Here is a 22,595-nt window from a genome sequence, read left to right on the forward strand (position 1 = left end):
ATTGATTCGATTGGCTGCATGACGGCGACGAACGGGAGAGATGGCGTGGTGGCGCCATTTTCGAGGATTAAGCGTCGATCAGTGGGGTAGGCACGCTGCTTGCTCAGTGAAGGGGTAGACGATTCAATCCGACCAGGAGCTAGACCATGCTGACGAAAGACCAGGAAAGCCTGATCGAGGCCACTGCCCCGGTAGTGGCCGAGCACATCGACGAGATCACGAAACGGTTTTACCCGTTGATGTTCCAGCGTTACCCGGACGTCAAGCCGCTGTTCAACGAAGCCAATCAGAAGAGCGGCCAACAACCCCGCGCCCTGGCCGCTGCCGTGGTCGCCTACGTGCAGATGCGCAAGCACCCGGAATTGGTGGGCGACAAGATGGCCGTGGTGGTCAGCAAGCATGTCTCTCTTGGCATCCGTGCCGACCAGTACCCGATTGTCGGTGAGTGCCTGATGGCGGCGATTGGCGACGTGCTGGGAGAAGCGATCACCCCCGAGATTGCGGATGCCTGGGGTGCGCTTTACTGGGAACTCGCCGATTTCCTGATCGAGCAGGAAGATGCGCACTACGCGGCCTTTGCCGGCAAGCCTGGTGGCTGGCGCGGGACACGCCGGTTTCGCATTGCCGCAACCAATCAGGAGAGTGCGGTCATTCGCTCGTTCGTGCTTGAGCCCGAGGATGGCGGAACCGTGGCCGACTTCCAGCCGGGGCAGTTCATCGGCGTTCGGCTGACGATTGATGGCGAGCCGGTCTACCGGCACTACAGCCTGTCGGAGGAGCCCAACGGTCGCTATTACCGCATCTCCGTCAAGCGTGATCCCAACGGCACCGCCAGTCGTCACCTGCATGATGCAATGACCGTCGGAGACACGCTCGAGCTGCTACCGCCGGCGGGCGACCTCACGCTGCAGAAGGGCAGTGAGCCCTTGCTGCTGGTCAGCGGTGGTGTGGGGCAGACACCGATGCTGCCGCTGGCACGGCAGGCCCTGGCCGATGGACGCAAGGTGGTCTACATCCATGCCGCCATCGATGCGGACCATCATGCCTTTGCCGAGGAAATCGCCTCTTTGCGGGAAGGGCATCCTGAGCAGTTGCAGACGGTCACGATCTACGACCAGGGTGGCGGCGGTGATCACGCCGGCCGCATCGATCGGGATTTGCTCGCCCGCTATCTACCCGGCAGCGAGACCCGTTGCTACTTCGTGGGGCCGGCGCCATTCATGAGTGCAGTCGAGAACGCCCTGGCCGATTTGGGTGTGCCCGAAGATCGACGCCACTATGAGTACTTCGGCCCGTCACAGCCACTCCAGGCGGCCTGACACGCGTCACACGACGCACTGTCTCAAACCCGGAACCATCGTCGTTCCGGGTTTTTTTGTTGCGCCGGTGAGGGCTGGGTGTCGGAATCCATCACCCGCCCGCGAGGGGCGCTCTCTTCAATGGCGCGAGCGCCGCTATGTGCTCGGGTGACAGGCCGCAACAGCCACCCAGGACCTGCGCGCCTTCTTCGATCCATGTTTCGGCATACCGGCGCAGTTCGGGGGGCTCGATCACGTCCTCGAACTGCCAATGAGGGGATTTGAAATACCCCGAGTCCGGGTAGGCCATGAGCGGGCCGTCGAACGTCGCGCGCAGGATTTCCAGGGCATCGGAGACCAGATTCGCTGGCGTGTGCATGATGCCCGCCGCGTCGACTTCCCAGTCGTGCAGGATCGAGATGATTTTCGCGAATGGGACATCCTCACCGGGCCCGAACCCGAGGAGCTGCCCGTTCTCGCCGCGCCGGGCGGAGAATCCGGCCCAGACGGGCAGGCCGGTCTGGGCGGCCGCTTCGAAGACGAGCGGCATTCGGGCCGGGTCGTACATCATCTCGAGGAGGAGCAGATCGCAACCTTCGTCGCGAAGGAGCAGGGCCTGCTCGCGGAGCGCGCGAGCCATGTCGGCGAGGCCGATGGCCGCATTCGTGTCCGGCCGTGCCGATGCCTCGGCGATCGGTCCCCGATGTGACAACGACCCGGCGACCATCACATCCGGCCGGTGGCAGCGCTCCCTTGCCCGCAGTGCGGCGCGGACCGATGCCCGGTTGATCTCCTCGAACTTTTCGCCAAGGCCGTCGATTTCAAGCAGCGCGCGCGAGGTGGCGTAGGTATTCGCCGTGATGATGTCGGCACCAACAGCGATGTAGTCCCGGTGGATCTGTTCCAGGATCTCGCCGTGTTCGAGAGAGGCCGGGCCACTCCACGCGCCCACGCTCATGGGCACGCCACGTTTCTCAAGCTCGGTGCCGGTTGCACCGTCCAGTAGCCTGACCTCACCTTTTTGCAGCGCTTGGTACGTCATTGCCATGCCATCCCGGGTGGATCCGTGTCTCCCTGTCATTGTGGCAGACAACGTGGTTGCGGCTGGGGTCGCCGCCGTTCAGGCAAACGGTTGGTCCGTTGCGTGTGGCAGACGTGGCGGGTTGCTCGGGCTATCGATTAGCTCACCTGCGAGTCTGGCGGTGATCTGTCGCCAGAGTCGGTCGTGCTGCGCGAGTATCCGTCCGCTCGAAGTCCATGACTTCAGCGCGATTTCATCGGCAAGGCCGGCTAACATAAGCCCAGCTATCTATTTTTTCCAGGCTGGGGCCAGCATCAACCAATGGCGTGGGCCAACCGGCCGGCGTGATGTTTTCTTCTCGTGGAGGCCTTGCCGATGACATTCTCCCGCCCGTTTCTCGCGATCGTTCTCGCGACCTCATCCGTGGCAGCCTTCGCCGGTGACGAACCCAGCGGTATGTCGCTCGACGGCGTCGAGAACCACGAGGCGGTCATCCCGCCCCAGTGCTACACGCGCACCGAAGAGCGTTTCAATCCCTGCTTCACTTGCCACCAGAGCTACGAGGACGAGAAGCGCCCGAACTACATGCGGGATGCCAAGCTCCAGGCCGAGTACGACTTCTCCGATTTCGCCATGACCAACCGCTGGTCGAACCTGTTCCGCGATCGCTCCGATGAAGTGGCGGCGATCAGCGACGAGGAGATCCTCGAGTACATCGCCGAGGATAACTACTCGGCACTGGCCGGGCGTCTGGAGTCGATGGGCTGGGACGGGTTCGTCCCCGACCTCGATGACCTGCACCTGGCCGGCGGGGCGTTTGATGAACACGGGTTCGCGCGCGACGGCAGTGGCTGGGTGGCGTTCAACTACAAGCCCCTGCCGAGCACCTTCTGGCCCACGAACGGCTCGACCGACGACGTCTTGCTGCGCCTGCCGGAGCACTTTCGTCAGGCCAACGAGTGTTCGGGCGAGGGCGATTATTCGGTCGATGCCTACCGCGCGAATCTCGCCATCCTGGAGGCCGCGATCAAGGATCTCCCCGAGATCACGACCCTGCCGGTCGACGAGAACGCGGTGTGTGCGGATCTCGACGGGGATGGCGAGCGCACTCTGGTGACGCGGATCCAGCGCCCCGACCATTACGTCGGCGATGCCAGCGAAGTGGCGGTGGCATCCATGCTGTACCCCACAGGCACCCAGTTCCTGCACACGGTGCGCTATGTCGGAGTGACCGAGGATGGCCAGATCACGCCCACGCCGCGCATGAAGGAAGTGCGGTACATGAAGAAGCTTGCCTTCCATGATCGCGACGAGCTGCGCGAGATCTACGAGGGATCGGAAGAGGGCCATGACGACGGCGATCACGAGGAGGAGCACGGCGACGAGCAAGATGCCGATGTGCTACCGGGCTTCGCCGACACCGGCCACGGCCTGAAGAACGACTTCGGCTGGCTCGTGCTCGGGTTCATCGAGGACAAGCAGGGCGAACTGCGCCCGCAAACGAAAGAAGAGCAGCTTTTCTGCATGGGCTGCCACAGCACCATCGGCGCGACCATCGACCAGACGTTTGCCTTCCCGCGCAAGGTCACCGGGGCCGATGGCTGGGGTTACCTTGATCTCAAGGGAATGAAGGATGCGCCGAACGTCGGCGAGGTCGACGGCGAGATCCTGACCTACTTCAAGCGGGTCGGTGGCGGCAGCGAGTTCCGCAACAACCCGGAAATGCAGGCCCGCTGGTTTACCGACGACGGCGAGGTGGACCGCGACAAGGTCGAGGCGGCCGACGTCTATACCCTGATCACGCCGTCACCCGAGCGCGCCCTGCGGCTCAACAAGGCCTATCGCGTGATCGTCGAGGAGCAGAGCTTCATCCACGGACGCGATGCAACGGTCGTACCGCCGGAAAACGTCATCGAGAAAGTGGACGCCAGCGAGCAACCGCTGCCCGAGGAGCATCAGTACAACTGGGATATTCGCCTGGACTGGTCGCAAGTGGACCGCTCGAGCGAGAGGTAATGGGCCGATTCGTTGTTCAGTCGAAATCGGTGCGGTTGCGCAACCCCTCGGAGTCGGTCGCTGGGGTGAGGCCGAGTCAAAGCCACCCTTCAGGGCAGCAGGATTTTCACTTCAAGCCCGCCCAGCGTCTCGGAACGGGAAAAGGCGAGCGAGCCGCCGTAAAGCTCGACGATCTCGCGGACGATCGCCAGCCCCAGTCCATGGCCATCACGGGATTCGTCGAGGCGTGTGCCGCGGCGGGACAGTTCGTGGAGTGAATCGACCGCCACGCCGGGGCCGTCGTCTTCCACCCGGATCAGCCAGCCATCGGGGGTTTGGTTGACCGTCACGCGCACTTCGCTGTTGGCCCACTTGGCGGCATTGTCGAGCAGGTTGCCGAAGAGCTCGTACATGTCTTCGTGATCGGCGGGGAGTTGGGTTCTATCGCGGACCTCCAGCTGGGAGGTGAAGGTCATGTCGCCGTGGATGTGGCGAAACATATTGAGCAGCCGCGGGATTTCGCGGCCAACGTCGAAGCGGTGGGCACCACGTTGTTCCCCGGCCATGCGGGCCTGACGCAGCTCGCGGTCGGTGATCCGGCGCATGCGGGCGAGCCCTTCGGCCAGTGTTTCCACATCCTCGGGGGGGAGTCGTTCACGGGAGCGTTGCAGTACCTGATCGATCAGCGTGATCGGGGTCTTCAGCGCGTGGGCAAGGTTGCCGAGCGCCTTGCGTGAGCGCGACAGGCGTCGTTGCATGGCGTCCTGGAGGTGGTTGATCTCCTCGACCATGGGCTGAAGCTCCGGCGGGACGGTCTCGTCCAGCCGGTCGATCTCGCCGGCCTCGAGGCGACGGCAATCCCGCCGGACTCGATCGAGCGGGCGCAGGCTTGCCCGGACGATCAGCCGCTGCGCGACGAGCATGATCCCGAGCAGGATCAGCGTGACGATGGAAAAACGCCAGCGGAAGGTCTCGATCCGCTCCCCCAGCGCCGAGAGGTCCTCGGCCACGTGCACCTCGATCCAGGTGCCGTCCTTCTGAATCCGATCGGCATAAACGAGCAACGGCTGTTCCGCCGGGCCGGTGGCGTGGTAGGTGCCGGGGAGCGACTCGAGTTGGGCAGGCTGGAAGTCGAAATCCCACAGTGACCGCGAGCGCAAGGGGTCGCCGCCGACATCGAGTTGGTAATAGTGCCCGGAGTAGGGGCGCTCGTAGATAGGGTTGGCATAGGCCGAGTCGAGTCGGGGCGGCTCGGTGGTGGGGTCGACACCGAGTACGAGTACCTCGGCGTCATGGGCGAGCCGGTCGACGACGTAGCTCTCGGTGAGCACCACCGGGGCGCGGGCGGTGACCAGCCAGAACAGGGCGACCAGTACCAGCACGCTGGCCAGTAGCCAGAGCGTCAGGCGGGTCTGGATATGGCGGGGCTTTAACCGTTTCACGACCGTCTGTCCGGCGCGCGATGGAAAACGTATCCCTGGCCGCGGCGTGTCTCGATCCATTCGCGGCCGAGCTTGCGACGCAGGCGCGTGACGTAGGCCTCGATGACGTTGGGGTCCCGGTCGTCATCGAATTCGTAGAGATGCTCGGCCAGCCGTCCCTTCGACAGCACGTGGCCCGCGTGGTGGACGAAGTAGCGCAGCAGGCGGAATTCCGTGCCGGTCAGTTCCACGGGCTTGCCGTCGACCACGGCCTGCTGGCGGGACTCGTCGAGGGCAAGGCCACCGCTCGAGTTCATCAGGTCGGCGGGGTGTTCGCTCGCCCGCCGCGAGAGGGCGCGCAGTCGGGCGGAAAGTTCCTCGAAGTGAAACGGCTTGGCGAGGTAGTCGTCGGCCCCGGCCTCGAAGCCCTCGACCTTCTCGAACCAGGCATCCCGAGCGGTGAGCAGCAAGACCGGCAGGTCCAGTCCCCGTTCGCGCCATTCAAGCAGCACGGCCAGGCCATCCTTGCCGGGCAGGCCGATGTCGAGCACCACCAGGTCGTGCACGTTTTCACTGCCCAGCCACGCGGCCTCGACACCATCGCGTGCCCAGTCGACGGCATAACCCTGCTCGCGCAGGCGGGCCTGCAGGTCGGCGCCCAGCGATTCGTCGTCTTCGGCGAGCAGCAATCGCATCAATCAGTCGCCATTGTGGTGGTGATCGGAGCGAAAGGACTCCTCGGTCTCCTTGTGCTCGGAGAGGAGGCGTCCGTCCCGGGCATCGAAGTACATCTCGTGGTAGAGGTCGTCCTCGCCGTAGACGGTGATCTCGTAGACCAGGTCCTTCTCGTCGAGCCGTGCCTCCACCATCTGGCCGGGATGAATGGTCTGTGCCCGGTCGATCAGTTCGACCAGCGAGAGGATTTCGCCGCGCTGGTGCAACTCGAAGACCTGGTTGTGGTCGGCCCCGGCCGGCGATACGAGCGCCAGGGCGGGCAGCATGGCCGCCGCGACCAGCACCACGCGCAACCGGGAGAGGATGCCTGGCCGAGCCGTGTTCTGTGCCTGGATCATTCGATCGCTCCGCTGTCGAGCAGGGGGACGAGCCAGTATCGCAGACCGAGGCCCGAGAGTTCATCCCGCATGGCGGCGATCAACGGGTCGGCCTGGGTCGAGTCGATCTGCAGGTGAAACACCGCGCGGCGCTGGCGGCCGGTCACCTGTTCGACCAGGTTGAACTGGCCGTGATCCCGGCTGTGGCCCCAGGCGGCCTCGCCGGTAAAACCGGACAGCTCGTCGCGACCGAGCAGCCAGTCGATCACCACTTCCTCGACGTCCGGGCGGGCTATCAGGGTCAGCAGCATGTTCATGAGTCGGCTCCCGTGGGGATGGCTTTGGGTGATGCTTCACCGAAGCGGCGGTAGAGGATGGGCAGCAGGACCAGGGTCAGCAGGGTGGACGTCACCAGCCCACCAATGACGACGGCAGCGAGCGGCCGCTGGATCTCCGAGCCGGGCCCCGTCGCGAACAGCAGCGGGATCAGGCCGAATGCGGCGATCGAGGCGGTCATCAGCACCGGGCGCAGGCGCCGCTTGGCACCTTCGACCACGGTGTCATGCAATGACAGGCCCAGGGCACGCAACTGGTTGAAATAGCTCACCAGCACCACGCCGTTGAGCACCGCGATGCCCAAGAGGGCGATGAAGCCCACCGAGGCTGGCACCGACAGGTACTCGCCGGAGATCCACAGGCCGAACACGCCGCCGATCAGGGCAAACGGGATGTTCAGCAGGACCAGGATGGCCTGGCGGATCGAGCCAAAGGTGGTGAACAGCAACAGGAAGATCAGCCCGACCGAGACCGGCACCACCAGTCCCAGTCGCTTGGCCGCGCGTTGTTGGTTCTCGAACTGTCCGCCCCAGGCAAGGCGATACCCCGTGTCCAGGGAAACCTCCTCGGCAACCGCCCTGCGGGCGTCCTCGACGAAACTCACCAGGTCACGCCCGGCAACGTTCGCGGCCACCACGACGAACCGCTCACCCAGCTCGCGCTCGACCTGTACCGGGCCCTCGACCCGGTCGATGGTGGCCAGCGCCGTCAGTGGCACCCGGCGCCCGCCCGGCAGGCTGATGAGCAACTCGCGCAGGGCCTCCGGCGAGTTGGCGATCTCGCGGCTGCCGCGGATCATCAGCGGGGTGCGACGCATGCCCTCGTAGACGGTGCCGACGTCCTTGCCCTCGAGTTGTGCCCGCAGCAGGGTTTCCAGTTCCTCGATGGCCAGCCCGAAGCGACCGGCGGCCTGTCGGTCGGCCGTGACCTTGAGGTACTGCACGCCCTCGTTGCGGCTGTAGAAGACATCCGAGGCGCCGTCGACACCGCGCACGGTCTCGGCAATGCGTTGGGCCTTGTCGTTGAGGACGTCCAGGTCGGGGCCGAACAGCTTGATGGCCAGGTCCCCACGCACCCCGGTGAGCATTTCCGAGACGCGCATTTCGATGGGCTGGGTGAAGGCGTGGGCCATGCCGGGGAAGTCGGCCAGTACCTCGCGGATGGCCTCGACCAGTCCCTCCTTGGTCTCGAAGCGCCATTGGTCGCGCGGTTTCAAGACCAGGAAGCCGTCCGTCTCGTTGAGCCCCATCGGGTCCATCCCGAGCTCATCCGAGCCGGTGCGGGCGATCACGCCGGTGACTTCCGGCACACGTTCGATCAGGGCCTTCTGGAAACGCTTGTCCAGGGTGATCGATTGCTCCAGGGAAATGGAGGGCAGCTTCTCGAGCTGCACGATGACATCGCCCTCGTCCATGGTGGGCATGAAGATCTTGCCGATCTGCGTGTAGGCCGCGGCCGTGGCGCCCAGGGCGGCCACGGCGACGATGCCGATGACCTTCGGGTGGGCCAGCGACCAGCCGAGTGCCGGGGTGTAGACCTTGTGCAACTGGCGCACCAGCCAGGGGTCGTCATGCGGCACGTTGCGCAGCAAATACGAGCTGATCACCGGAATGGCCGTCAGGGACAGCAGCAGCGAGCTTCCCAGGGCGAAGACGATGGTCAGGGCCACCGGCTTGAACAGCTTGCCCTCGAGCCCCTGCAACGTGAGCAGCGGCAGGAAGACGATCACGATGATCAGGATACCGGCGGTCACCGGGGCGGCGACCTCGCGCACGGCGCGGTAGATCACGTGCAGCCGTGGCAGGCGTCGGGCCTCCTTCTCCCGCGCCAGGTGGGCGACGATGTTCTCGACCACCACCACGGCGGCGTCGACCAGCATGCCGATCGCGATCGCCAGCCCGCCGAGGCTCATCAGGTTGGCCGACATGCCCATCCGGTCCATGAGGATGAAGGTCACCAGGGCGGCCAGCGGCAGGATCAGGGCGACCGTGATCGCGGCCCGCAGGTTGCCGAGGAAGACCAACAGAAGGATCAGCACCAGGATGATCGCTTCTTCCAGCGCCTTCGTGACGGTATGCACGGCCCGGTCGACCAGGTTGCCGCGGTTGTAGAAGACGTTGATGGTCACGCCGTCGGGCAGGGTGGAGGACAGTTCGTCGATCTTGTCCTGCACACCGGCGACCACCTCGCGGGCATTCGCCCCGCGCAGGCCCAGCACCAGCCCCTGCACCGCCTCCTGTTCGCCGTCCTTGGTGACCGCCCCGTAGCGGGTGAGACTGCCGATCTGCACGCTGGCGACGTCCGCCACGTGGATGGGCGCACCGCCCGGGGTCATCGCCACCACGGTTTCGCGCAGGTCATCGAGTTGCGTGACGCTGCCCTCGATGCGGACCAGCAGGGCCTCCTCGCCATCGCGAACGCGGCCGGCGCCATCGTTGCGGTTGTTGCGCGACAGGGCCGTGCGCAATTGGTCGAGGGTGATGCCGCGGGCGCTCATCTTCGACGTGTCGGGGGTGACCTCGAAGGTGCGCACGTGGCCGCCCAGCGCGTTCACCTCGGCCACGCCCGGCACGGTGCGCAGCGCCGGGCGGATCACCCAGTCGAGCAGCGAGCGCCGCTCGGTCAGCGACAGGTCGCCGCCGTCGATGGTGAACATGAACATCTCGCCCAGCGGCGTGGTGATCGGCGCCATGCCGCCGGTGGCATCGGGCGGCAGGTCGGCCCAGACGGCATTCAGACGCTCGGCTACCTGCTGCCGTGCCCAGTAGATGTCGGTGCCTTCGGCAAAGTCGATGGTGATGTCGGTCAGGCCGTACTTGGCCACCGAGCGCAGCATCGCCTGGTCGGGGATGCCCAGCATCTCCACCTCGACCGGGGCGGTAATGCGCTGCTCGACCTCCTCGGGCGTCATGCCGGGGGCCTTGATGATGATCTTCACCTGGGGCGTCGAGACGTCCGGGAAGGCATCGATCGGGAGATTGAGAAAGGCGCGGGTACCCAGGCCCGCGATCAGGGCCACCAGCAACAGGATGAACAGGCGCTGGGTGAGCGAGAAACGGATCAGGGAGGCAAGCATCACTCGTCGCCTCCCATGCCTTGCCAGGCCCCCTTGATGGCGGCCACGCCATCCACGGCCACCTGGTCACCGGCCGACAGCTGGCTCTGGTCACCCGTGTCGCTCACCCGGATGGTCAACAGGCCATCGGCCTCGCCCAGCCGCTCGATCGGGAGGGCATCGAAGCCGCCGTCGGTCGCGACGAAGATGAAGAATGCCTCTCCCTGGCGGATGACGGCGTTGCCCGGCACCCGCAGCAGGCCTGCCTGGTCCGCGCCCTCGAGGCGCACGCGCAGGAATTGGCCCGGCCGCAGCCGGCCATCGACCGCGTCGACACGGGCCCGGACCATGACGGTCTGGTCATCCGGATCGATGCGGCTGCCGACGAGGATCACCTCCGCCTGTATCGCTTCGTCCACGACGGTTACCCGGTCGCCGGGTTGCACGTCGGCGAGGCGTTCGGTCGGCAGGCGGACCTCCAGCCAGAGCGTGTCCAGTGCGCTGATGCGGACCAGGGCGGAGGCGGCGTCGACCCGTTCGCCCGCGGTGACCATCTGTTCCATCACGGTGCCGTCCCGCGGGGCGACGAGGTCAAGCACGGCATCGATACGACGGGTCTGATCGAGCCGATCGATGGCCTCATCGCTCATCCCGGCAAGCGACAGGCTCTGGTGCAGGGCGGAAAGACGGGCATCGGACTGGTTGTAGGCGCCGCGGCTCTCATCGAGGCGGCGCTTGGCGATGATGCCCTCCTCCGCCAGTGCCCGGTCGCGTTCCAGGGCCTGTGCCGCCACGCGGTGGGACGCGAGTTCCTCGAGGTAGTCGCGTTGCAAGCCGACCAGTCCCGGGCTCAGCAGGCTGGCGATCGGCTGGTTTTGGGTGACGGTCTCGCCTTCGGCGACCCGGACCTGCTGGATCAAGCCGTCGACCGGGGCGGCGAGCACGGTCTCGTTGGCCGGCGGCACCCGGGTCTCGGCGGGGTAGGCGTGTCCGGCGACGTTGCTGGCCGCCTGAACCGCCGCGGTTTCAATACCCAGTGCCCGGGCCTGGGAGTCGCTCATGGTGATATCCGCTGCCTGCAGGGTCGGGCTGGACAGCAGCGCGGCCCCCATGGCGGCGAGAAGCACTTTCTTGATGTGACGATTCACGGCATGACCCCCTTGGCCTGGTTGTATTCGGCAATGCTGCGCTGCAGCCGGACGTGGCTCATTGCGGCGCGACGCTGTGCGGCAAGCTGGCGTTCCTGAACGCGAAGCAGGTCGGAAAGCCCGATCTCGCCCAGCGAGTAGGCCCGGCGGGCGAGTGAGAGGCTTTCGTCGGCCAGCTCGCGGTGAACCTGCGCCTGCTCCAGTTCCTCGCGGGCGGCAGAGAGGGACTCGTCGGCCTGCACGACCGCCAGGCGCAGACGGCGCTCGGTCAGGGAGGCCTGCGAGTGGGCATCGGCCACGCTCACGTTGGCGCTTGCTTCCTGCGGGGCCCGCAGGCGTTGGAATTGGAGTGGCAGGGAAATAGAAATACCCACGCTGTCGATCGAGTCACGGCCGTTTTCTTCCCGGCGGATGTTCATCCCCACGGTCGGTTGCGATCGGCCGCGTTCGCGGACCACCGCCCGGTCGGCTTCGGCGACCTGCACATCGGTTCGAGCGGCGAGGAGGGTGGGGTGCTGTTCAAACGTGGCGTCTGATGCGGGGGGCTCGGCCCAGTCGGCGGGGCGAGCGTTCAGGCCGGTGACCTGGCGGTATTCCTCGGCAACCTGGACCAGGGCCAGTTCCGCCTGTCGCAACTCGGCCTGTCGTTGCAGGGTTTCCTCCTGGGCGAGGATCAGGTGGGTGCGCGGCACGTCACCGTGATCCAGTCGCTTTTGCACCTGTGCTTGCAGTTGCTCGGCGGTATCGAGGGCCTGCCGGGCCAATGTCACGCCTTCGTCGGCTTCGGCCAGTCGGGCAAGCAGCCCTCGGACCCGGCCCGCGATCTCCAGACGCCAGGCGGCGGACTGCTGTTCGACGGCCACAAGGTAATCCTCGGCCTGGCGTTCGGCTGCCGACTGCAGGCCGGGCCGGCGGAGGGGAAGCTCGACCGACGTTTCCCATTCGCGCATGCCGGTGTCGCCGCCGAGTGCGTCGGTCTGGTGGGAAAACCCCAGCGAGGGCGGCCCGTCGAGCGGAATGCCGGCGCGTTTGTCCAGGGCATCAGCGTGCACGCGCTGCGCGTCGAACCGTTCGTTGTCGGGGCTGTGAGCCAGCGTGGCCGCCGTCACCTCGGCGACGCTCAGCTCGGCGTCAACGGTCAAGGCTTGTGTGGCGTGTGCGGGAGGGAGCATCCCCGCCAAGGCGAGCAATGCCAAGGCGGATCGCAAGGCAGTGTGTATGCGGCGCATGACCATCTCCGGATAAGGTATGCGGCGCATTGAATCAACCGTGCCTGAATCCAGGCTGAACAAGTCGGTCGTGCGTCCTTATCCGACGCAGCGCGGTAACAGCGGCACCCGGGGGAGGAGGGGAGTGAAATCAGGTGGCTTGCGCCAGATGGGTTTGGCGGGCCGACAAACGAACGCCCGGCGACCTTAGGCCTGCCGGGCGTTTTTCTTCCGGGCGAAAGAGCTGGCTAGAACCACATCCTTACGCCGGCAACGAACCGCAGGTCGTCGGTGTCGTGGCCTTCCGCGCGGGCCAGGTCGGCGGTGTCGCCCAGCTGCTTCTTCCAGCTCACGCCGATGTAGGGGGCGAACTCGCGCTTGATCTCGTAGCGCAGTCGCAGGCCGGCCTTGACGTGGTTGACGCCCTGACCGACGCCGAACTCCTCGACCTCCTGGAAGGCGAACGAGGTGCCGAAACGCGGCTGCAGGACCAGTCGCTGGGTGAGCAGAAAGTCGTACTCGGCCTCGAAGTCGACCGAGGCGTCGCCGTCTTCGCTGACCCGCAGGCTGGTGTCGATTTCGAACCAGTAGGGCGCCAGGCCCTCCAGGCCCACCACCGCAAAGCCGCGGTCATGATTCGGGCCGGGGCCGTATTCGAGTTGGTAACCGACGCCGGCCTGCACGGACCAGTACGGGGCGATCAGTCGGCCGTAGAGGAGATCGAGTGCTTCGATCTCGCCACCGTCGCCGCCGGAGACGACGTGTTCGCCTTCGCCCTTGACCACCAGTCGGTTGGTGTCGCCGCCGTACCAGCCCTTGAACTCCCAGTCGACGCTGTCCTCGTCGTCACCGGCGGCGTATTCCAGCCGGTCGAATAGCAGCACGCCTGTCTGCATGTCCGGGACGGGTGAATCCCAACCCTGTTCGCGGGCGTAGTCGCCCCGGCCATCGGCCCATGCCAATCCGGGGGCGAGGGCCAGTGCGCAGGCGGTAACCAACCATCGCGTCGGGTGTTTGATCGTCTTCTGCATAGTCATTGGTCTTTTTCTCCCGAGATTCACGCCACGGACACGACACGGAACATGCCGGCGTCCATGTGATAGAGCAGATGGCAGTGGAAGGCCCAGTCGCCCTTGTGTTCCGGGGTGATCTGCGCGGAGACCATCTCGCCGGGCTTGAGCGACAGGGTGTGCTTGCGTGGCCGGTACTTGCCATGACGGTTTTCCAGTTCCATCCACATGCCGTGGAGGTGGATCGGGTGGTCCATCATGGTGTCGTTGACCAGGATCAGGCGCAGCCGCTCGTTGTGGTGGAAACGGATCGGGCCGTCGACCTCGGAGAACTTCTTGCCGTCGAACGACCACATGTAGCGCTCCATGTTGCCGGTCAGGTGCAGCTCGATCTCGCGCTCCGGTTCGCGCTCATCCGGCCACGGGGCCAGTGCCCGCAGGTCGTCATAAACCAGGACCTTGTGATCCTCGGTGCTTTCCAGACCGATGCCGGGGTCGCTCATGCGGTTCTGCGGGTTGCTGGCGACCATGGCCGCGCCCGGGCCGTGATCATCGTGGCCGTGGTTGATCTTGCGGCCGGCGAGTGGCCACTCGTAAGGCTCGTCATCGGCCATGTCCATGCCACCGGAATCATCTTTCATGCCGGCCGAGTCGGCGCCATTCATGGCCTGGCCACCGCCGCTCATGTCGTGGCCGGCATGCGGGTCGCTAGCGTCGGAGGCCATTTCCTTGCCGCCGTTCATGTCGCCCGACATGTCGTTCTGGCCCATGTCCATGGCGCCGTGGTCCATGTCCATATCCATGTCTCCATGGTCCATGCCCATCGACTCCATGCCGCGTTCGGGCATGGGGCGGCGCTCGGGGATCTCGCCGCGCTCACCTTCCCGGGTGGCCAGGGTGGCGGCGGCATACCCGCTGCGATCCATGGCCTCGGCGAAGATGGTGTAGGCGCGATCCTCGGTCGGTTCGACGATCACGTCGTAGGTCTCGGCCACGCCGATCCGGAATTCGTCGACCGGCACGGGCTCGATGTTCTGCCCATCGGCCTGCACCACGGTCATCTTCAGTCCGGGAACGCGCACGTCGAAGAAGCTCATCGCCGAGCCGTTGATGACCCGCAGGCGCACCTTTTCACCTTGCTGGAACAGGCCGGTCCAGTTGTCGGCCGGTGAGCGGCCGTTGAGCAGGTAGGTGTAGGTGCTGCCGGTCACGTCGAGCAGATCACGAGAGCTCATGCGCATTTCGCCCCACATGGCCCGCTCGCGCATGGTCTGCTCCCAGCCCTTGCGCTTGATGTCCTCGAGCAGGTCCTGGACCGTGCGCTTCTGGTAGTTGTAATAGCCCTCGGCGACCTTGAGCTTGCGGAAGACGTCGTGCGGGTCCTCGAAGGTCCAGTCGGAGAGCATCACCACGTACTCACGGTCGTAGTCGAACGGCTCGGGTTCGGCCGGGTCGACGATCAGCGGGCCGTAATGGCCTTCCTGCTCCTGGAGCCCGGAATGGCTGTGATACCAGTAGGTGCCGCTCTGGCGGACGGGGTAGTGGTATTCGAAGGTCTCGCCGGGCTTGATGCCGGGGAAGGTCACGCCCGGCACCCCGTCCATCTCGAACGGCAAAAGGATGCCGTGCCAGTGGATCGAGGTGTCCTCGTCGAGGTTGTTGGTCACGCGGATGCGCACGTCCCGGCCTTCCTTGAGGCGGATCAGGGGGCCGGGCACGGTGCCGTTGACCGTGATCGGTCGCGCGTCCTTGCCGTCGATGGGCATCGGCGTGCGGTCGATGGTCAAGTTGAAGATGTCGGTATCCCCATCGGCCTGTTTTTCGGCCTCGAGGTTGCCACTGCGGGGCCAGGCGAAGGCCGGCTGAAGGCCCCCCACACCGTAGAGGGCGGCGAGGACGCTCATGGAAGTCGCGTTGCGCAAGAACCGGCGGCGGGACAGCCCGTCGGCGGTTAGGGTGTTGTTAGACTTCATTGGATCTCCTCCGATTACGTCGAGAAGCACGGTTGAGGGGGAATGCGTTTCATTGGGCCACGTCGATCCTGCCTTTCATGCCGGCCTCGAGGTGTCCGGGCAGCAGGCAGGCGAAGTCGATCTGTCCGGCCTGCGTGAATCGCCAGACCAGGTCGCCTGACTCGCCGGCATCGAGCTGGATCATGTTTGGTTCGTCGTGGGCCATGCCGGGGTGCTGTCGCATTTCTTCGGCGTGAGCCTTCAGGTCCTCGATCGAGCCGATGACCATCTCGTGGGGTTGGTCGCCGGTGTTGATTACGCGGAAACGCACCGTTTCGCCCGCTTGCACGTCGATCGACGACGGCTCGAATCGCATTTGGTCGTCCATCCGCACTTCGATGTGGCGATCGACTTCGGCCATCTGTCCCGGCTCGCCTGTGGCCGTCCCGGCATCCCCATGACCGCCGGCGTGTTGACCCGCGGCGAGGGCCGTTAAGGGAAGCAAGAGCGAGGTGATCAGCGCGTGTCTCATTGCCATCGGTCAGTTCCTCGTGGTTTCGACATTGCGTGCCGTGACGTTCCTGTTTCGATACCCATGACCTTACGCAGCCGGGCTGTCATGGACCTGACGGCGGGATTACGGTTTTGTCATCTTTAGGGGTTGTCCGAGGCTTTCAGTTCAGCGGTTGGTTGTCGGCCTATACGACTACGACGTGGTTAGAGGAGAGGGGAGAGTGGGGCAGCAGGTGATGTCGGGATTGGTGCCGCCGTCCCGCAAGGCAATGGCCCCGATTAGGGTGGTCGAGGCCGGTGGGCTCAATCGAGTTCGTCCTTCATGCGTTGGTAGGTCTCCTTGTCGATCTCGCCTCGCGCGTAGCGGCGATCGAGAATCTCCCGGGGAGACGGCTCTCCTGAGGAACGGTCTTGCCTGGACATGGCGACGACCAGCCAGACGATCGCCGCGATGACTAGTATCCAGATGACCCACATGAAGCCTCCGCCAAATCCCATGTAATGATCCCATCCCATTTTCTTCTCTCCTGATAACGCTGAGCCGAGGCCCGCCACCCGCCGGTGAGTCGGTTCAGGAAACGGTGAAATGTCCCATCATCCCGGCATCCTCGTGTTCCAGGATGTGGCAGTGGTACATGAACGGCGTGTCCTGGCTGGCCGGCTGGGTAAAACGAACCGCGATCTCGGCACGGCCATCGACCAGCAGGGTGTCCTTCGCGCCTCGATTTTCCAGCCGGGGCGATTGCCCCGTCTCGTCGGCGAGCACCTGGAAATGCACCCCATGGATGTGGAACGGGTGCATCAGCATGTCGCTCTCGATGGTCCAGTGCTCGATGGTGTCGAGCGCGATGTCCTCGTTGATGCGATGCGGATCGAACGGCCGGCCATTGATGCCCATGGAGGGCCCGGAGCCGTCACCCATCATGCCCCGCATCATCGGCATGCCGCCGAGCATCATGTCGAGGCGTAAGTGGCGTCGACGATCAAAGGTCGTCGGCCGCGATGGCGCGGAGTCGCCCGTGGCGTCGGGGAGCCGATCGACCCGGCCCTTGCGGCCATCGGGGTGGAACGACAGCACCCGTTGGTCGCCTTCGACCAGCCCGGAGGCAAACGAGCGGATGTTGCTCATCATTCCCATCATGCCGGGGCCGCCCCGGTTCTGATCCGGGCCGGTGATCAGCGCCACCTCGCGCCCGTCGCGGAAATCCACCAGTACCTCGAAGCGTTCGCCCGGTGACAGGCGCAGTTCGTCGGTGGCCACCGGCTTGGGCCAGAACCCGGCGTCGCCCGCGATCACATGCATCGGGCGCCCGTCCTCGAAGCGCAGGTGGAAGATGCGGGCATTCGAGCCGTTGAGCAGGCGTAACCGGACGATGGAGTTAGGCACCGGGCTGCGGGGTTGTTCCGCGCCGTTGACGAACAGGCGGTCTCCCTGGAAACCGTGCATGCGATCGAACATGCTCAGCCGGTAATCCAAGCGGCCTGCGTCATCGAGGCGCCGGTCCTGGATCACCAGCGTCAGGTCATCGACGCCGTGTTCGTGTGGCACGCCCCGGTCGGCATCACGCCCATCGTCGACCTGAAACACCCCGGCCAGGCCCGCGTAGACCTGGCGGGCCGTGTGCGGGAAGGTGTGGGCGTGAAACCAGGCCGTCGACGCCGGCTGGTCGATCGGCAGGACCGGCTTCCACACCTCCCCGGGGTCAATGGCCTGGTGAGGACCTCCATCGACGTCTCCCGGGATGAGCAGGCCGTGCCAGTGGGTGGCCAATGGCTCGTCGAGGTCGTTTTGTAGCCGGACGGCGACCTCCTGGCCCTGACGCGCCCGGACGAACGGGCCGAGGTAGCCCTGGTTGTATCCGAGCGTCGGCGAGGGCGACCCGCCGGCAAAGGCCGTTTTGCCGGTCTGGGCATTGAGTGTCAGGCGTCCGCTCTCGGTGACGTCGAGGAGCTCGGGCATCGGCAAGACGGGACGGTTGCGGTTGGCCGCCTGGACGGGGTAGGCGGTGATCGAGCCCAGGCTTGCCGTAGCGGCCACCGCGACGCTGTGCTTCAAGAAACGACGTCGATCCATTTGAGTGCTCCCTTGGGTTGCCTTGTCCGAATGACTTTTCTGGCTACTTGCTCACGAAGGTAGCCCGGGGAGCTGTCAGGCGCCTGACCTGCGGATTACATCCTTGTAATGTTCGTGGGCCAGATCTCGCCAGGTGGCAGAATGACCGCAGTTTGTTCGGGAGCTGTCGAATGAAAGTGTTGATCGTCGAGGACGAGAGCAAGACGGGTCAGTACCTGCAGCAGGGACTGACCGAGGCGGGGTATACCGTCGATCTGTCGAGGGACGGAGTGGAGGGTCTGCATCTGGCGCTCACCGAGCCCTATGACCTGATGCTGCTCGACGTCATGCTGCCGGGCATGGATGGCTGGCAGATATTAGAGACCTTGCGCCGCGGCGGTCGAGACATGCCGATCCTGCTGCTGACCGCGAAGGACCGGGTCGAGGATCGTGTGCGAGGTCTCGATCTGGGGGCCGACGACTACCTGATCAAGCCATTCGCCTTCTCGGAGTTGCTGGCGCGCGTGCGCACCCTCCTGCGTCGTGGCCGTGGCGAGCCGGAGCCCACGACGCTACAAGTGGCCGACCTGGAGCTCGATCTGCTCGGTCATCGGGCGACCCGGGCGGGTCAGCGCATTGACCTGACGGCCAAGGAATTCGCCTTGCTCGAGTTGTTCATGAGGCGCAAAGGGGAGGTGTTGCCCCGCTCCCTGATTGCCTCCCAGGTCTGGGACATGAACTTCGACAGCGATACCAACGTGGTCGAGGTCGCGGTACGCCGGTTGCGGCGAAAGGTGGACGAGCCGTTCGATACCCGTCTCATTCGCACCATCCGTGGCATGGGCTACGTCATGGAGGCCGAGCCGGCATGAAGCACCCGGCCTCCCTCACGACGCGCCTGACACTGCTATTTGTCCTAGTGTCATCAGCGGTGCTGATTGGGCTTGCCTGGGTCCTGCACGCCGCAGTTGAACGCCATTTCGTGGAAATGGATCGCGGCATCCTCCAAAGCAAGGTGGAGGTGCTTGAACGTCTCCTGTCGCGCCCGCCGGCACAAGAGGAGCTCCCGGCCCTGCAGCAATCCGTCGATGAAATGTTTCGCAGCGATCCCGGGCTTCAGTTGTTTGTCGAGACGACGGACGGAAACGTGTTGCTGTCATCCACGGAAACCGCCTTTCCCGCCGACAGGATTCGGGCGTTGGCCGAGGGGAAAACGCCCAGCGTGATTTCCTGGCAGGCGGATGAGTCTAGGTACCGGGGGCTGGTCAAGCGGATCGAGCCGGAGCTGGCCGACATTGATTCACTGATCGTGACTGCCGCGATCAATATCGATCACCACGATCGCTTCATGGATCGCTACAGCCGCACCCTTTTTGTCTTTATCCCGATTGCCACCGTGTTCAGCGGGCTGCTGGGCTGGTGGGCTGCCCGGCGCGGGTTGTCGCCCTTGCGACTGATTCAGGAGCGCGCCGCCGCCGTCACGGCCAGTCAGCTGAGCCAGCGGTTGCCGGAGGATTCGGTGCCCCGTGAGCTGACCGGGCTGGCGCATGAGCTCAACTGCATGCTCGACCGGCTCGAAGAGGCCTTTCGGCGGCTATCCAATTTCTCCTCGGATCTCGCCCATGAAATGCGCACGCCGGTCAGCAACCTGCTCACCCAGACCCAGGTTGTCCTCAGCCGTTCGCGCAGTGCTGCCGAGTACCAGGAGGTGTTGGCCTCGAGCGCCGAGGAGCTGGATCGATTGTCGCGGGTGATCAGTGACATGCTGTTTCTTGCCAAGGCGGAAAACGGCATGTCGACCCCCTCCACGCAGGAGCTTCGGTTGGACGAGGAAATCGCCGACCTGTTCGAATTTTACGATGCCCTTGCCGAGGAGGAGGGGGTGACACTTTGCGCGTCGGGCCGTGCCGCCATCCGCGGTAATCGTTTGATGCTGCGCCGGGCGCTGAGCAACCTGCTGTCCAATGCGCTGCGCCACACTCTGCCGGGCGGTCACGTCGGGGTGTTCATCCGTGACCGGAACGGGACAGTCGAGCTCACGGTCGAGAACGAGGGCGCGGCCATCCCTGCCGAAGAACTGCCGCGGCTGTTCGATCGGTTTTACCGGGGTGATCCCGCTCGCAGCCGGGACGATACCGCCGGCGTGGGGTTGGGTCTCGCTATTACCCAGGCGTTGATTCGTGCACATTCCGGAACGATTCGGGCGGAATCCGGCGACGGGGTGACGCGGTTTGTCGTTGAGCTGCCCCGGTCGGCGCCAATGCCTGCCGCCTGACCGGGCGCGGTCGGTCAGTCCTTTGCGATACGCCACTCGCCGCGATCGAAATTCTCCAGCGTGTGGCGCATCCGGCGCACGTGGCTGCCTCGCCAGAGGACCTTCTCGCACGTGGGGCAGTACCAGCCCTCCCGGGCGATGGCCAGGGCCGTTTCCGGCACGCGATCGAGTTGGGCGGGCGTCGCCGGGAGCAGGGGCGTGTTGCAGTCCAGGCAGCGGCTGAACGGTTGGTGCAGCCAATCGATCCCGAATCGAGCGGTCAGTTCGGCGGCAAGCTCGGTGGTCTCGTTGGCGTTGAGCAACACGATGCGTCCGTCGCCGTTTCGAAAGCGGGCCAGGTGCCGATCCCGGGTGATCAGCCAGCGTTTCTCGACGTTGGCCTGGGCGACCAGTGCACGGTCCTCGCTGCCCGGGGTGGCGATGGCGGTATCAAAGCCGGCAGCGCGCAGCCAGCGCCCCAGTCGCTGCAGCATTTCATCGCAGAGAAAGCGTGGCTCGGCCATGGTCGGTGACGGGTCAGTATGGTGTTTGTTGCCTGCCGGTAGTGTCTCAATCCGATGGGGCGGTCACGGAGCCTGCATAGAAGACCTCGCAGCTTTCATCGCCTCGTGAAATCGCGGCCAGTCCCCGTTGTAGCAGGCCGATCGGCGCGCCGAGAAGGGCTTCGATCAGGTTGGGTTCCTCGACCTGGGGCGCATCGAAGCTGCCGTGGACCTCCTGCGTCACGACCGGGCAGCCCTGCCGATCCACGACCGCCACGGTGGCCTGGTTGATCCGTCGCGACGGCAGATCGAGCGAGGCCTGGGCCGCGACACGATTGCGTGTGGTCGACAGGGCGACATCGCGGGTCCGCGCAGTACCCTCCTTGATGGTCCAGTCGGAGACCAGTTGGACCACCTGGGTCTGCTTGTCCTGGGCCCCGTCCAACATGCGCACGAAGTCGGACCCCTTGGTTGCCAGCAACGCGGCCGGGCCGAGGAAGATGACCGCGCCCGCATCCACGAGACTGAACCGCTGGATGCGCCGGTAATCGGCCAGTTCCGCGTCCAGGTCGACGCCGCGCAGTCGCAAGTCCCTTCCGCTCAGCTTCACCTCGCCCTGCAGGTGGCGCGGCACCGAGCCGGGTTCCACTTTGCTTGTCAGCGAGGCGGTCAGTTCCGCGCTGCCGGAGACACTACCGGCGGGCGCCCATTGTTCCGGCAGGTTGGCGAGTTGCAGGGAGTCGAAGGCAATCTCGAGCGTGGCATTCGGCGGCGAGTTGCGGAAATCCAGCGTGGCGTTCCCTTTTCCGCGGCTGTCGAGGAATGTCATTTGCCAGTCGTCCGTGGCAAACATACCGTCCTCCGCTGACCCCGACAGGGTCACGTCTGACAGGTGCAGGGTATTGAGGCGCACGGCATCGGCGGAGGCCGTCAGGTTCAACGACGCCTGCGCCAGCAGGTGTTCTCCCTCAGCCGGCCTCTGCCAATGCAGGTTGTCGAGGTCCAGGTCGAGACCTTTTATCGACATCTCCCGATCGCCTGCCGGTGTGCGCCAATGGATCTCGCCATCGCGGATACGCAGGTCCAACGGCTCGTTCGGATCGCCACGTCCGGTATCGGTCGGCGTGCCACGCGCGGCCAAGGCCTCCAGGATGCCCGGCGTCAGGCGCGCAACCGGGGCATCCAGCCGCAAGGTTTCCGGTACCAGGTCACCGCTGATCAGGGGCCACCAGCGCATGGACAGGCTGATCGCTTCGAGCTCGCCGACCGGATCATCACCCGACCCGGGTGCCGGCCCGACCCTCACCTCGGTCGCGTGGAGGGTGGGGAGGGGCCAAAACCGTAACGAGACGTCGCCATCGACGTGCACCGGCAGGCCCAGCTGGTCGCTTGCCAGTTGCGTGACGCGCTCTCGCAATTCGTCGGCGGACCATAACCGTGCCGCGACGATGGCAAGCAGGATTAGACCCACCACGATTCCCGCGAGCACGATGACTAGCGAACGGACCGGGTGGCGAGTGATGGCGTTCATGGCACGGCAGCTTCCTCGCGGGTTTGCTCAAGTGTAGGCAGGCGAGCGTGTTTCGACTGCATTTTTGACTGATCCGGTATCGATGGGAGGTCACGTCTCGGGCTGGATGTGGGGGAGGCCGTGAAGACTTTGTCCAATAGATAACCGTAATGCGAATGGTTTGCATGTAGATAGGCGATCCGATACGATCCGGAAATCGAGTCACGGGGGCGTCGAGCCGCCGCGCGGGCGTAACGGTGGGAGAA

At 65.1% G+C, this 22,595-nt stretch carries 19 protein-coding genes; 4 read left to right on the forward strand and 15 right to left on the reverse strand.

The genetic code is table 11. From position 1 onward, the window contains the following. Window positions 1-146: 146 nt before the first annotated feature. Window positions 147-1,319, forward strand: a complete 1,173-nt coding sequence (gene hmpA / locus VWP12_RS06510) for an NO-inducible flavohemoprotein (protein WP_410473458.1) — start codon at window positions 147-149, stop codon at window positions 1,317-1,319. 91 nt (window positions 1,320-1,410) lie between these two features. Here hmpA and VWP12_RS06515 read toward each other — a convergent pair whose 3' ends face one another. Next, window positions 1,411-2,340, reverse strand: a complete 930-nt coding sequence (locus tag VWP12_RS06515; protein WP_410473459.1) for a homocysteine S-methyltransferase family protein — start codon at window positions 2,338-2,340, stop codon at window positions 1,411-1,413. 354 nt (window positions 2,341-2,694) lie between these two features. Here VWP12_RS06515 and VWP12_RS06520 point away from each other — a divergent pair, with 354 nt between their 5' ends. Next, window positions 2,695-4,335, forward strand: a complete 1,641-nt coding sequence (locus VWP12_RS06520; RefSeq protein ID WP_410473460.1) for a hypothetical protein — start codon at window positions 2,695-2,697, stop codon at window positions 4,333-4,335. 89 nt (window positions 4,336-4,424) lie between these two features. Here VWP12_RS06520 and VWP12_RS06525 read toward each other — a convergent pair whose 3' ends face one another. The 12 genes from VWP12_RS06525 to VWP12_RS06580 form a co-directional block, all read right to left on the reverse strand. Then, entirely contained in the window at window positions 4,425-5,756 is a 1,332-nt protein-coding gene (locus VWP12_RS06525; protein WP_410473461.1) for a sensor histidine kinase, read from the reverse strand. Next, window positions 5,753-6,430 carry a response regulator transcription factor gene (locus VWP12_RS06530; RefSeq protein WP_410473462.1) on the reverse strand — a complete coding sequence of 226 codons (678 nt, stop codon included), beginning with the start codon at window positions 6,428-6,430 and terminating at the stop codon, window positions 5,753-5,755. The genes VWP12_RS06525 and VWP12_RS06530 overlap by 4 nt, the downstream gene beginning before the upstream one ends. A gap of 3 nt (window positions 6,431-6,433) precedes the next feature. Next, entirely contained in the window at window positions 6,434-6,808 is a 375-nt protein-coding gene (locus VWP12_RS06535) for a PepSY domain-containing protein (RefSeq protein ID WP_410473463.1), read from the reverse strand. Continuing rightward, a complete protein-coding gene (locus VWP12_RS06540; RefSeq protein ID WP_410473464.1) occupies window positions 6,805-7,104 on the reverse strand; it encodes a DUF3240 family protein in 300 nt (99 codons plus the stop codon). The genes VWP12_RS06535 and VWP12_RS06540 overlap by 4 nt, the downstream gene beginning before the upstream one ends. Then, on the reverse strand, window positions 7,101-10,199 hold the full coding sequence (locus VWP12_RS06545) for an efflux RND transporter permease subunit (protein WP_410473465.1): 3,099 nt from the start codon (window positions 10,197-10,199) through the stop codon (window positions 7,101-7,103). The genes VWP12_RS06540 and VWP12_RS06545 overlap by 4 nt, the downstream gene beginning before the upstream one ends. Continuing rightward, on the reverse strand, window positions 10,199-11,326 hold the full coding sequence (locus VWP12_RS06550; protein ID WP_410473466.1) for an efflux RND transporter periplasmic adaptor subunit: 1,128 nt from the start codon (window positions 11,324-11,326) through the stop codon (window positions 10,199-10,201). The genes VWP12_RS06545 and VWP12_RS06550 overlap by 1 nt, the downstream gene beginning before the upstream one ends. Then, window positions 11,323-12,555: a TolC family protein gene (locus VWP12_RS06555; protein WP_410473467.1), complete on the reverse strand. Its 1,233-nt coding sequence runs from the start codon at window positions 12,553-12,555 to the stop codon at window positions 11,323-11,325. The genes VWP12_RS06550 and VWP12_RS06555 overlap by 4 nt, the downstream gene beginning before the upstream one ends. A gap of 227 nt (window positions 12,556-12,782) precedes the next feature. Beyond that, the gene (locus VWP12_RS06560; protein WP_410473468.1) at window positions 12,783-13,571 is read right to left on the reverse strand and encodes a copper resistance protein B; all 789 of its coding nucleotides are present in this window, start codon (window positions 13,569-13,571) and stop codon (window positions 12,783-12,785) included. 20 nt (window positions 13,572-13,591) lie between these two features. Beyond that, complete coding sequence (locus VWP12_RS06565; protein ID WP_410473469.1) at window positions 13,592-15,517, reverse strand: copper resistance system multicopper oxidase; 1,926 nt, start codon at window positions 15,515-15,517, stop codon at window positions 13,592-13,594. Between the two features lie 49 nt (window positions 15,518-15,566). After that, a complete protein-coding gene (locus tag VWP12_RS06570; protein ID WP_410473470.1) occupies window positions 15,567-16,034 on the reverse strand; it encodes a plastocyanin/azurin family copper-binding protein in 468 nt (155 codons plus the stop codon). Between the two features lie 278 nt (window positions 16,035-16,312). After that, window positions 16,313-16,525, reverse strand: coding sequence for an SHOCT domain-containing protein (locus VWP12_RS06575; RefSeq protein ID WP_125198640.1), 213 nt, complete (start codon window positions 16,523-16,525; stop codon window positions 16,313-16,315). A gap of 55 nt (window positions 16,526-16,580) precedes the next feature. Further along, window positions 16,581-18,083: a multicopper oxidase domain-containing protein gene (locus VWP12_RS06580; protein WP_410473471.1), complete on the reverse strand. Its 1,503-nt coding sequence runs from the start codon at window positions 18,081-18,083 to the stop codon at window positions 16,581-16,583. Between the two features lie 170 nt (window positions 18,084-18,253). On the opposite strand from VWP12_RS06580, the gene VWP12_RS06585 reads away from it, so the two are divergent. Together VWP12_RS06585 and VWP12_RS06590 are read left to right on the forward strand one after the other, a co-directional pair. Continuing rightward, entirely contained in the window at window positions 18,254-18,934 is a 681-nt protein-coding gene (locus VWP12_RS06585; protein ID WP_125198642.1) for a heavy metal response regulator transcription factor, read from the forward strand. Continuing rightward, window positions 18,931-20,337 (forward strand): heavy metal sensor histidine kinase, encoded by a 1,407-nt coding sequence (locus VWP12_RS06590; protein WP_410473472.1) that lies wholly within the window; start codon window positions 18,931-18,933, stop codon window positions 20,335-20,337. Before VWP12_RS06585 ends, VWP12_RS06590 begins: the two co-directional genes overlap by 4 nt. A 14-nt stretch (window positions 20,338-20,351) precedes the next feature. On the opposite strand, the gene VWP12_RS06595 is transcribed toward VWP12_RS06590, so the two are convergent. Next, complete coding sequence (locus VWP12_RS06595; RefSeq protein WP_410473473.1) at window positions 20,352-20,840, reverse strand: Mut7-C RNAse domain-containing protein; 489 nt, start codon at window positions 20,838-20,840, stop codon at window positions 20,352-20,354. Between the two features lie 46 nt (window positions 20,841-20,886). Then, complete coding sequence (locus tag VWP12_RS06600; protein WP_410473474.1) at window positions 20,887-22,350, reverse strand: AsmA family protein; 1,464 nt, start codon at window positions 22,348-22,350, stop codon at window positions 20,887-20,889. Window positions 22,351-22,595 lie beyond the last annotated feature (245 nt).

This window comes from Guyparkeria sp. TX1, assembly GCF_046523965.1.
In the GTDB taxonomy this organism is placed as follows: Bacteria; Pseudomonadota; Gammaproteobacteria; order Halothiobacillales; family Halothiobacillaceae; genus Guyparkeria.

Bases quoted from the DNA above. Each gene is read 5' to 3' on its own strand.
- hmpA (WP_410473458.1), top strand. From the start codon at position 147: ATGCTGACGAAAGACCAGGAAAGCCTGATCGAGGCCACTGCCCCGGTA.
- VWP12_RS06515 (WP_410473459.1), bottom strand. From the start codon at position 2,340: ATGACGTACCAAGCGCTGCAAAAAGGTGAGGTCAGGCTACTGGACGGT.
- VWP12_RS06520 (WP_410473460.1), top strand. From the start codon at position 2,695: ATGACATTCTCCCGCCCGTTTCTCGCGATCGTTCTCGCGACCTCATCC.
- VWP12_RS06530 (WP_410473462.1), bottom strand. From the start codon at position 6,430: ATGCGATTGCTGCTCGCCGAAGACGACGAATCGCTGGGCGCCGACCTG.
- VWP12_RS06535 (WP_410473463.1), bottom strand. From the start codon at position 6,808: ATGATCCAGGCACAGAACACGGCTCGGCCAGGCATCCTCTCCCGGTTG.
- VWP12_RS06540 (WP_410473464.1), bottom strand. From the start codon at position 7,104: ATGAACATGCTGCTGACCCTGATAGCCCGCCCGGACGTCGAGGAAGTG.
- VWP12_RS06545 (WP_410473465.1), bottom strand. From the start codon at position 10,199: ATGCTTGCCTCCCTGATCCGTTTCTCGCTCACCCAGCGCCTGTTCATC.
- VWP12_RS06555 (WP_410473467.1), bottom strand. From the start codon at position 12,555: ATGCGCCGCATACACACTGCCTTGCGATCCGCCTTGGCATTGCTCGCC.
- VWP12_RS06560 (WP_410473468.1), bottom strand. From the start codon at position 13,571: ATGACTATGCAGAAGACGATCAAACACCCGACGCGATGGTTGGTTACC.
- VWP12_RS06565 (WP_410473469.1), bottom strand. From the start codon at position 15,517: ATGAAGTCTAACAACACCCTAACCGCCGACGGGCTGTCCCGCCGCCGG.
- VWP12_RS06570 (WP_410473470.1), bottom strand. From the start codon at position 16,034: ATGGCAATGAGACACGCGCTGATCACCTCGCTCTTGCTTCCCTTAACG.
- VWP12_RS06575 (WP_125198640.1), bottom strand. From the start codon at position 16,525: ATGGGATGGGATCATTACATGGGATTTGGCGGAGGCTTCATGTGGGTC.
- VWP12_RS06580 (WP_410473471.1), bottom strand. From the start codon at position 18,083: ATGGATCGACGTCGTTTCTTGAAGCACAGCGTCGCGGTGGCCGCTACG.
- VWP12_RS06585 (WP_125198642.1), top strand. From the start codon at position 18,254: ATGAAAGTGTTGATCGTCGAGGACGAGAGCAAGACGGGTCAGTACCTG.
- VWP12_RS06590 (WP_410473472.1), top strand. From the start codon at position 18,931: ATGAAGCACCCGGCCTCCCTCACGACGCGCCTGACACTGCTATTTGTC.
- VWP12_RS06595 (WP_410473473.1), bottom strand. From the start codon at position 20,840: ATGGCCGAGCCACGCTTTCTCTGCGATGAAATGCTGCAGCGACTGGGG.
- VWP12_RS06600 (WP_410473474.1), bottom strand. From the start codon at position 22,350: ATGAACGCCATCACTCGCCACCCGGTCCGTTCGCTAGTCATCGTGCTC.